The organism is Mycobacterium sp. E796 (assembly GCF_001672815.1).
GTDB lineage: Bacteria > Actinomycetota > Actinomycetes > Mycobacteriales > Mycobacteriaceae > Mycobacterium.
In genome coordinates, this window is sequence record NZ_LZKK01000232.1 from 1 (window position 1) to 9568 (window position 9568).

13 protein-coding genes and 1 tRNA gene are annotated in these 9568 nt (G+C 68.5%); 9 read left to right on the forward strand and 5 right to left on the reverse strand.

The window, feature by feature from the left end:
- From A5706_RS32360 to A5706_RS16915, 3 genes are all read right to left on the reverse strand, one after another.
- Window positions 1–188 (reverse strand): DUF4226 domain-containing protein (locus tag A5706_RS32360; protein WP_156767185.1); only part of this gene is annotated, 188 nt, incomplete at its 3' end.
- Window positions 189–206: 18 nt separating this feature from the next.
- On the reverse strand, window positions 207–1013 hold the full coding sequence (locus tag A5706_RS16910; RefSeq protein WP_068132621.1) for a C40 family peptidase: 807 nt from the start codon (window positions 1011–1013) through the stop codon (window positions 207–209).
- Window positions 1010–1774 carry a helix-turn-helix domain-containing protein gene (locus A5706_RS16915; RefSeq protein WP_068132622.1) on the reverse strand — a complete coding sequence of 255 codons (765 nt, stop codon included), beginning with the start codon at window positions 1772–1774 and terminating at the stop codon, window positions 1010–1012. Before A5706_RS16915 ends, A5706_RS16910 begins: the two co-directional genes overlap by 4 nt.
- Window positions 1775–1919: 145 nt before the next feature.
- On the opposite strand from A5706_RS16915, the gene A5706_RS16920 reads away from it, so the two are divergent.
- The 4 genes from A5706_RS16920 (at window position 1920) to A5706_RS16935 (ending at window position 5104) form a co-directional block, all read left to right on the forward strand.
- On the forward strand, window positions 1920–2336 hold the full coding sequence (locus A5706_RS16920; protein WP_068132624.1) for a WhiB family transcriptional regulator: 417 nt from the start codon (window positions 1920–1922) through the stop codon (window positions 2334–2336).
- Window positions 2337–2407: 71 nt separating this feature from the next.
- Window positions 2408–3790, forward strand: coding sequence for an acyl-CoA dehydrogenase family protein (locus A5706_RS16925; RefSeq protein WP_068132626.1), 1383 nt, complete (start codon window positions 2408–2410; stop codon window positions 3788–3790).
- A 28-nt stretch (window positions 3791–3818) separates the two neighbouring features.
- Entirely contained in the window at window positions 3819–4790 is a 972-nt protein-coding gene (locus A5706_RS16930; protein ID WP_068132627.1) for a pirin family protein, read from the forward strand.
- The gene (locus A5706_RS16935; RefSeq protein WP_068132629.1) at window positions 4787–5104 is read left to right on the forward strand and encodes a GNAT family N-acetyltransferase; all 318 of its coding nucleotides are present in this window, start codon (window positions 4787–4789) and stop codon (window positions 5102–5104) included. Before A5706_RS16930 ends, A5706_RS16935 begins: the two co-directional genes overlap by 4 nt.
- Here A5706_RS16935 and A5706_RS16940 read toward each other — a convergent pair.
- On the reverse strand, window positions 5101–5367 hold the full coding sequence (locus A5706_RS16940) for a YdeI/OmpD-associated family protein (RefSeq protein ID WP_068132631.1): 267 nt from the start codon (window positions 5365–5367) through the stop codon (window positions 5101–5103). The genes A5706_RS16935 and A5706_RS16940 overlap by 4 nt on opposite strands.
- A gap of 38 nt (window positions 5368–5405) precedes the next feature.
- On the opposite strand from A5706_RS16940, the gene A5706_RS16945 reads away from it, so the two are divergent.
- Window positions 5406–5759: a VOC family protein gene (locus A5706_RS16945; protein ID WP_068132634.1), complete on the forward strand. Its 354-nt coding sequence runs from the start codon at window positions 5406–5408 to the stop codon at window positions 5757–5759.
- Window positions 5760–5781: 22 nt separating this feature from the next.
- The gene (locus tag A5706_RS16950; protein WP_068132635.1) at window positions 5782–6270 is read left to right on the forward strand and encodes a glutathione peroxidase; all 489 of its coding nucleotides are present in this window, start codon (window positions 5782–5784) and stop codon (window positions 6268–6270) included.
- A 68-nt stretch (window positions 6271–6338) separates the two neighbouring features.
- Here A5706_RS16950 and A5706_RS16955 read toward each other — a convergent pair.
- A tRNA-Leu gene (locus A5706_RS16955) sits at window positions 6339–6424 on the reverse strand.
- A gap of 241 nt (window positions 6425–6665) precedes the next feature.
- Here A5706_RS16955 and A5706_RS16960 point away from each other — a divergent pair.
- The 3 genes from A5706_RS16960 to A5706_RS16970 form a co-directional block, all read left to right on the forward strand.
- Window positions 6666–8303: a DUF3662 and FHA domain-containing protein gene (locus A5706_RS16960; RefSeq protein WP_068132638.1), complete on the forward strand. Its 1638-nt coding sequence runs from the start codon at window positions 6666–6668 to the stop codon at window positions 8301–8303.
- Window positions 8304–8431: 128 nt separating this feature from the next.
- Window positions 8432–8899: an FHA domain-containing protein gene (locus tag A5706_RS16965; RefSeq protein ID WP_067154186.1), complete on the forward strand. Its 468-nt coding sequence runs from the start codon at window positions 8432–8434 to the stop codon at window positions 8897–8899.
- The coding region (locus A5706_RS16970; protein WP_197517865.1) for a PP2C family serine/threonine-protein phosphatase at window positions 8896–9568 on the forward strand (673 nt) is incomplete at its 3' end. The genes A5706_RS16965 and A5706_RS16970, both read left to right, overlap by 4 nt.

Below are 9568 nucleotides of genomic sequence, written 5' to 3' on the forward strand. Positions count from 1 at the left end.
CTGGCGGCGCGGTCGATCTCCTCGGCGATGGCGTCGAGTCGCCCGATGCTTTCGCGGGTCGCGGCGTGTGCGCTGGCAAGCACTTCCGCCAGCACGCGGTCGGCGTCGGCGGCGCTGCCGTGCTGGCTGGCCAGCGCCGACTGCCGCGCCTGGATGGCGCCCATCGAAGGTCCGGCTGGTTCCGACATTGGTTCAACCTTTTCGTGTCATAGGGGGCGGCGAATCGCGATGTTGCTGCCCAGTGGACTGATTCGCACCGAGGCGCCCGAGTAGGGCGCTTCGACGACCAGATTGTTTCCGATGGCCATCTGGACGTGTCCGGCGTGGGGGAAGACCAGGTCTCCCGGGCGAACCTGGGATCGGGAAACCGGTACCCCGTCGTCGATCTGCTCATAGGTGGTGCGGCCCAGGCGAACGCCCGCCTGGGCGTAGGACCACTGGACCAACCCGGAACAGTCGAACTGGTTCGGCCCCGTCGCACCCCACACGTACGGGCGCCCCAGCCGCGACAACGCCGCGCGCACGGCGATCGCCGCGCGGGTCGGCACCCCGCGATGGTGCGTCAACCGGTATCGCAGCGCCCGCAGCGCCGCGGAGTGCCTTCGCGCGTTCGCACGGGCCGACAGGACGTGGGACCGCTGCGCGCGCAGGCGGGCGACGCTGCGGCGCATCGCCTCGCGCTGGGCCATGGGCGTCACCGGGGTGGCGGCGGTGTCCGCGCGGGCCTCGTCGACCAGGGATTTGGTCAGCGCGCCGGCCCGGGCCCGATCCCGGTGAGCGGCGGCGATGATGTCGGCGGCGGCAGTGTCGGTGCGGGCCGCCGATAGCAGCCGTTGCCGGCCGCGTTCCGCAGTCAGCTGGTAACGGCTTTGTGCCACAGCGTGATTCAGATCTGCGGCTCTCGTCAACGCTTCGCGGTAATGCTCGGTGCGGGCATCCAGCGACGGCTGCCGGACGTCGCCGGCGAACAGTCGATGCGCGCGGCTCAACACCTCGATTTCGTTTCCGTTCATGGCGCCCCCTCGCCACCCGTCGCCTCGACCGCTTCGACGAAGGCCCGAACGCGGGGGAGGGCCCCAGGGGGTATCACACCCCGGTTACGGATGTCCCACATCTCGTCGGTGCCGACACCGACCAGGGCGGCGATGACGGCCTCCGGCAGCGACGACTTGGCGCACGCCCTGTCGAACCGCGCGCTTAAGCTGGTCGGCATCCGCTTCAGGAGGGCGGTGCGCGTCGCCTCAAGTGCCTGTAGATGCTCCATGAGCCGCCCCGTCGAATCGGCGCCGGCGTTGACGGCCACGCGCCACGAGCTGGCGGCCAGCATCTCGGCCTTCACGCATTGAGCGATCACAGACAGAATATACGTCTCATATTCGTTTGATGTCGTCGCCGGCAGCCGATCGATGACGGATTTGAGGGCGTCGAGTTGGGCTTCGGCGTAGCCTTCCAGCACTTCCGTATCGCTGTGACGGTCGACCACGACCGTGCCGGCGGGCGTCGCGGACCTCGCGTCGACCGGCTGTGCGGCCATCAGCCGGGCCAGCTCGGCGTCCGGATCAGCGGCTACCAGCAGGCGGGAGTAGGTGCCCGGCGGCAGGCCGAGCCCGTTTTCGACCTTCTGAACTGTGCTTTTGTGCGGCTTGCGGGCGCCGCGCTCCAAAAAGCTGAGGCCCATGATGCTGACCCCGGTGGCGGCGGCGAGCTCCGCCAGCGACCAGTCGCGTGACTCGCGCAACGCGCGGATCGCGGCGCCGGCCGACTCACGGCTCACCGCAGGCTCCGGCCATAGGCCGGATATTACACACGGGGTCCGCCCATCCTGGGTATATACGTTTTTATCACGTTTCCCTTGCGCAGGCGGCCGATACGTGTATACGCTTTCGCCTACGTTTGCTACTGACCCAAGGAGACCGGCCATGGGACACCCCTGCGCAGCCAACCCGGAATTGTGGTTCGGCTACCCCGACGACGACGGTGGTGACGGTGCGGCGAAGGCGCGCGCCTACGAGCGATCCGCGACCGAGGCGCGGATCCAATGCCTGCGCCGCTGCCCGCTGGCCCAGCAGCGCCGCTGCGCCCAGCACGCCATCGCGCACCGCGAGGAGTACGGGGTCTGGGCCGGCGTCAAGCTGCCCGGCGGCCAGTATCGGAAGCGGGAACAGCTCGCCCACGCCCACGACGTGCTGCGGCGGATCGCCGCCGGCGAAATCAATTCGCGTCAGCTTCCCGAGAACGCGGCCCTGCTGGCGCGCCACGAACACGAGGCGATGCCGGTCGCGGCGGTGGTGTTGCACCTGCCGATCGCGCAAGTGGGTCCCCGTTCGGCCGCATGACAGTTTGCTGACCCCGCCGACGGGGTAGTCGGGCTTGGCACGACCGAGTCTGTCGACCTGAAGGCGGATCCATGACATTCGACCTGACACCGACGGCCGCACAACACGATCTGGCCCGGCGCACCCACGAGTTCGCCGAACAAGTCATCCGCCCGGTGGCGCTGCATTATGACCAGCGCCAGGAGTTTCCCTGGCCGGTGTTGGAGGAGGCGGCCCAGCGCGGCTTCTACAGCCCGCTGTTCTACCGGGACCTGATCGGTGACCCGACCGGTATCTCGCTCCCGATGTTCATGGAGGAGCTCTTTTGGGGCTGTGCCGGAATCGGTTTGGCGATCGTGATGCCGGCGCTGGCGCTCTCGGCGATCGGTCAGGCCGCGTCGCCCGAACAAATGCTCCAGTGGGCGCCCGAGTGTTTCGGGACGCCGGGCGACATCAAGCTCGCCGCGTTGGCGATCTCCGAACCCGAAGGCGGCAGCGACGTCCGGAACCTGCGCACCCGCGCGCGCCGCGACGGTGACGACTGGATCATCGACGGCCACAAGATGTGGATCGGCAACGGCGGCATCGCGAACGTGCATGTGGTGAACGCCGTCGTCGACGAGGAACTCGGGCATCGCGGGCAGGCGTTGTTCGTAGTGCCCGGCGGGACGCCGGGATTGAAGCTGCTGCGAAAGCTCGACAAGCTGGGTTGCCGGGCGTCCCACACCGCCGAGTTGCTGTTCGAGGGTGTGCGCGTGCCTGGCGCCAATTTGCTTGGCGGAGAAGAGAAGCTGGAATACAAGCTCGCCAAGGCCCGTGAGGTGGTTGCCGGCGGAAAGCAGTCCGGCTCGGCGACGCTGGGCACCTTCGAGCAGACCCGCCCCATGGTGGCCGCTCAGGCGATCGGGATCGCCCGTGCCGCACTGGAGTACGCGACGGCTTACGCCACCGAGCGCGAGGCGTTCGGCGGACCGATCATCGACAACCAGGGCATCGCCTTTCCGCTGGCGGACCTGGCCACCCAGATCGATGCCGCTCGGCTGCTGACCTGGCGCGCCTCCTGGATGGCGGCCAACGGGGTGCCCTTCGAGCGGGGCGAGGGCTCGATGTCGAAACTGGCCGCCAGCGAGGTCGCCGTGCGGGCCACCGAACGCGCGATCCAGACCATGGGCGGCTGGGGCTACATCACTGACCACCCGGTGGAGAAATGGTATCGGGATGCCAAGCTGTACACCATCTTTGAGGGCACCAGCGAGATTCAGCGGATGGTCATCTCCAACGGTTTGGGCGCCGCGGTGGGCACCCCGCCGCTCCATGTGGTGATCGAGCCGACCGGGGGGCCGCTGAATCGGCTCTTCGGCCGCGGCGCCCCGCTGCGATCCCGGGCCGCCGATACCGCGCTGGCGATGCAGGACCGCGTGCCGGATCCGGTCATGCGTCTGGCCATGAGGGTGCTGCGGCCGCCGCGCAAGTGATGGCCCGACAAAGCGTAGCGTCGATTCGGTGAGCAACCTCGAGACCGCACCGGACGAAGTCGCCTGCGGCGCTTCGCGGGTGCTCGGCACCGAGCTGTTGCATCCGCGCGAGGTTCCGCTGGGCGGGCCGCGGGCGATCAGGGTGCAGCGCACGCTGCCGCAACGACAACGCTCGCTGGTGGGGGCGTGGTGTTTCATCGACCATTACGGCCCCGTGCGCGCACGCATGGACGTCCCGCCGCATCCGCATACCGGATTGCAAACGGTCAGTTGGTTGTTCAGCGGGGGAGTGGAGCATCGTGACAGCGCCGGTGTGCACGCCGTGGTCCGGCCCGGGGAGCTGAACCTGATGACCGCGGGCGCGGGCATATGTCACTCCGAGGTGTCGATCGATTCGGACGCCGTCTTGCACGGGGTCCAGCTGTGGGTGGCGCTGCCCGATTCCGCCCGCGACACCGGACGCGATTTCGCGCACCATGTGCCGCCGCCCGTGGCGCTGCCCGGCGCGGTGGCGCGCGTCTTTCTCGGGGAGCTGGCCGGAGGCCGGTCGCCGGTGCGCACGTTCACCCCGCTGGTCGGCGCGCAGATCGATTTGGCGCCCAAAGCCGGGCTGGACATCGACGTCGCCCCGGCATTCGAACACGGCGTGCTCTGCGATCTCGGGCCGGTCGACATGGGCGACACCGCGCTGGCGGTCGGCGACCTCGGATACCAGGGCGCGGGCGCGTCGTCGTTGCGGTTGTGCAACGCGGGTGACCGGCCGGCGCGGGTGCTGCTGCTGGGCGGGGCCCCGGTCGCCGAAGAGCTCGTGATGTGGTGGAACTTCGTCGGGCGCAGTCACGACGACATCGTCCGCTATCGCCAGCTCTGGCAGGCCGCCGACGAACGCTTCGGCGCCGTCACCGGCTACCGGGGGTCGGTAACCCGGCTGCCCGCCCCGCCGCTGCCGACCGCTCGGTTGCGGCCGCGACCGATACCCCAAGGGAAGGAACACATATGACCGCCGACAAGACCGGCGCACCAACCACCGTCACCGCCGAGGAAGGCCGGTACACCATTGCCGTCGACGGCAAAACCGTCGGCCTCGCCGACTTCTTCGACCGGGGCGAGCAGCGCGTCTTCCACCACACCGAGATCGACCCCGCGTACGGCGGGCGCGGCCTGGCGACCATCCTTGTCGAGGAAGCGCTGCAGGCGGCACGGGCCGACGGCAAGCGCATAGTCCCGGTGTGTTCCATGGTCGTCACGGTGCTCAAGAAGCATCCCGAATACGACGACATCACCGATCCCGTCACGCCCGACGTGCGGGGCTAGGCGCGGCCGTTGCGCTCCCGGTGCTTGCAGCCGGGCCAGCAGCACGGCCGGCGCATGCCTTCCTCCAGTTCCTCCTGGGTTCGGCGGATGCGGCGCTTGCGGGTCGCCTCCTGTTTGGCGTCCTCGACCCAGCAGATGAACTCGTTGCGGGCCAACGGGGTGATGTCCTTCCAGGCCGCCAGCGCAGTGGAGTTGGCCGCCAACGCGTCCCGCAGGTCGGCCGGCAGGGTGTGCACCACGCCGCCCGGTACTCGGTTGCTCACGGGGCTAGGGTAAGGCGACCCGGCCACAGGAGGCACCAATGAGCGATCACGAAGTGCGGATGATCGTCTTGTCGACCGACGACCTTGACGAATCGATTCGGTTTTACAGCGAGACCCTGGGGATGCCGCTGAAGTTCCGCGACGGCGCCCACTTCGCCGCGCTCGACGGCGGGGCCGTCACCCTGGCGCTGGCGACCGCGGTGGATCATCCCATCCCCGGGCAGGTGGTCGTCGGCATCAAGACCGCGGACGTCGACGCCGCAGCGCAGGCCGTGGAGGCCAGCGGCGGCGGCATCGTGAAAGGCCCGTATGACGATGCCCACGAGCGGCGCGCCGTGGTCTACGACAACAAGGGCAACGGCCTGGTCTTCTACAGCCCGCTGGCCCGCTGAAACAGGTGTTAGCGTCATCGGCGTGACCCTCAATGACATCGCCCTGACCACCCTCGACGGCAAGCCCACCACGCTGGCCGAATTGTCTGGCGGCGCAACGCTGATCGTGAACGTGGCCTCCAAGTGCGGGCTGACTCCGCAGTACACCGCGTTGGAGAAGCTGGCCCGCGACTACCGCGACCGCGGCCTGACGGTCGTCGGTGTTCCGTGCAACCAGTTCATGGGCCAGGAACCGGGCAGCGCCGAACAGATCCAGGAGTTCTGCTCGACGACGTACGGGGTGACGTTCCCGCTGCTCGCCAAGACCGACGTCAACGGCGACCATCGCCATCCGCTGTACGCCGAGCTGACCAAGGCCGTCGATTCCGACGGCGCGGCGGGCGACATCCAATGGAACTTCGAGAAGTTTCTCATCGCCCCCGACGGCGAGGTGGCCAACCGGTTCCGTCCCCGCACCGAACCCGACGCGCCCGAGGTCGTCGACGCCATCGAGGCCGTGCTCTCGCGCTAGGCGGCGCGGATCAAAACAAAAAGGTCACGCCCTCTTTCGAGTTCGTGACCTTTCTCTGCAACCACTCTTGGTGGGCGAAGGGGGACTTGAACCCCCACGTCCCGAAGGACACTGGCACCTGAAGCCAGCGCGTCTGCCATTCCGCCACTCGCCCGGAAAATCAACCGATGGACCATACCACTCTAATAGTCGTGTGCCCCAATCGCCTCCGCGGTCCCGGGCGGCCTGACGGCCGGGCCGCACGGCTCTGACCTGGGCGTATCCGATTCTCAGAATTCCCACGGTGCCGCGGTGTCCCGGTGTCCCGATAACATGCGGGGGTGAAACAACACGCGGGCGGTTCGTTTGCCTCGCGCCCGCGACACACCACAACAGCAGCGGGCGAGCGTTGAATAATGAGTAGCCAACGGGGGCTCGTGCAACGCATCGAGCGCAAGCTCGAGGCGACTGTGGACAATGCGTTCGCCCGGGTGTTCGGCGGATCGATCGTCCCGCAAGAGGTTGAAGCGCTACTGCGCCGGGAAGCCGAGGACGGTGTCCGGGCCCTTCAGGGCGGTCGTCTTTTGGCCCCCAACGAATACATCATTACCCTCGGTGTGCACGACTTTGCGAAGGTCGGCGCCGACAGGAATCCCACGTCGAGCGCTTTCGCGAGGTACTTGGCCGACTATATCTATGAACAGGGGTGGCAAACGTATGGTGATGTGGTCGTCCGGTTCGAGCAGTCGTCGAGCCTGCATACCGGTCAGTACCGCACCCGCGGTGCTGTCAATCCCGATGTCGAGCCCCGCCCGACCGCCAACCATCCGCCCCCGCCACAATCAAATCATGCGTTCGGCGCAGAACGAGGAGTAGCAGCAATGACTGACAATTCGAGCTACCGCGGTGGTCAGGGGCAGGGGCGGCCCGGCGACGAGTACTACGACGACCGTTACGGCCGGCCGCAGGACGAGCAGCGCGGCCCGGAACCGCAGGGCGGACCGGATCCGCGTGGTGGCTACCCGCCCGAGCAAGGGGGCTACCCTCCGCAAGGCGGATATCCGCCGCCTCGTCCGCCGGAGCAGGGCGCCTACCCCCCGCAGGGTGGCTACCCCGAGCAGGGCGGCTACCAAGAACCGCGCGGTGGCTACCCCGAGCAACCGCAGGGCGGCTACCCCCCGCAGGGTGGCTACCCCGAACAGGGCGGCTACCAAGGGCAGAGCGGCTACCCCGAGCAAGGGCCGGGTGGCGGCTACCCGCCGTCCTATGAGCAGCGTCCGCCCGCCCCCGGTGGCTACGGCGGACAGGGTTACGACCAGGGCTACCGGCAGGGTGGCGGCTACGGTCCGCCCGGCGGCGGCCAGCCCGGCGGTGGCCAGCAGGGCTACGCCGGCGGCTACGGCGAATACGGTCGCGGCCCGGCTCGCCCGGAGGAGGCGGGCTATGCGCCGCCCGTCCCGCAGGCCGCGCCCGAGCAGCGGCCGCCCTACCCCGAGCAGGGTGGCGGGTACGAGCAGGGCTACCCGCAGGGTGGTGGATACGGCCAGCAGGAGTACGGCGCGGGCGACTACACCCAGTACGCCGAGAGCGTTCCGGGCGGTGGCTACCCCCCGCAAGGCGGATACCCCGAGACCCAGCACCGCGACTACGAATACGGCGGCCAGGCCGCGGAGTACGGCCAGCCGGCCGACTACGGTGCGGCGGACTACGGGCAGCCGGCTGCCGCGGGCTACGGCGGTTACGGCCAGGGCGGCTATGGGGCCGCCGGAGCCGCGGTGACCCTGCAGCTCGACGACGGCAGTGGCCGGACCTACCAGCTGCGCGAGGGTTCCAACATCATCGGCCGCGGCCAGGACGCCCAGTTCCGGTTGCCGGACACCGGGGTGTCGCGGCGTCACCTGGAGATCCGCTGGGACGGGCAGGTCGCGCTCCTTTCCGACCTCAACTCGACGAACGGCACGACCGTCAACAACGCACCGGTACAGGAGTGGCAGTTGGCCGACGGCGACGTCATCCGTCTAGGCCACTCGGAGATCATCGTTCGCATCCACTAGACGCACCGGGCTCAAAGCTGCCGTGCTTCGCCCCGCGGCGACGACCGTCCAAGTATCGTGACGTTGCTGACGTGCTCGGTATCACGGGTGCGACGAGGGGTGCGGCGCCAGGACGGAAAGGACGCCAGATGCAGGGACTAGTACTGCAGCTGACGCGTGCCGGATTCTTAATGTTGCTCTGGGTGTTCATCTGGTCCGTGTTACGGGTCCTGCGGACCGATATCTACGCGCCCACCGGGGCCGTCATGGTGCGTCGCGGTTTGGCGTTGCGCGGCACCCTGCTGCCGGCGCGCCAGCGCCGCACCGCCGCACGCTATCTGGTGGTGACGGAGGGGGCCTTGATGGGCGCTCGCATCACCCTCAGCGGTCAGCCGGTGTTGATCGGCCGCGCTGACGACTCGACCCTGGTGCTCACCGACGATTACGCCTCGACGCGGCATGCCCGGCTGTCTCAGCGTGGCTCGGAATGGTATGTCGAGGATCTAGGATCGACCAACGGCACTTACCTTGACAGGGCGAAGGTGACGACTGCGGTACGGGTTCCCATCGGCACGCCGATTCGGATCGGCAAGACGGCGATTGAGCTGCGCCCGTGAGCCTGGTCCTGCGATATGCGGCCCGCAGCGACCGCGGCCTGGTACGCGCCAACAATGAAGATTCTGTCTACGCCGGCGCCCGGCTGTTGGCCCTGGCCGACGGCATGGGCGGTCACGCGGCCGGTGAGGTGGCCTCGCAGTTGGTGATCGCCGCGCTGGCCCACCTCGACGACGACGAACCCGGTGGCGACCTGCTCGCCAAACTCGATGCGGCGGTGCGCGCGGGCAACGCGGCCATCGCCGCACAGGTCGAGATGGAACCCGACCTGGAAGGAATGGGCACCACACTCACCGCAATCCTGTTCGACGGCAACCGGATTGGGCTGGTGCACATCGGAGACTCGCGTGGCTACCTGTTGCGTGACGGCGAGCTGGTCCAGATCACCAAGGACGACACGTTCGTTCAAACCCTCGTCGACGAGGGTCGCATCACCCGCGAAGAGGCGCACAGCCACCCCCAGCGATCGCTGATCATGCGAGCGCTGACGGGCCACGAGGTGGAGCCCACGCTGACCATGCGCGAGGCACGCGCCGGCGACCGCTACCTGCTGTGCTCCGACGGGCTGTCCGACCCGGTCAGCGACGAGACCATCCACGAGGCGCTGCAGATCCCCGACGTCGCCGAAAGTGCTTACCGCCTCATCGAATTGGCGCTGCGGGGCGGCGGGC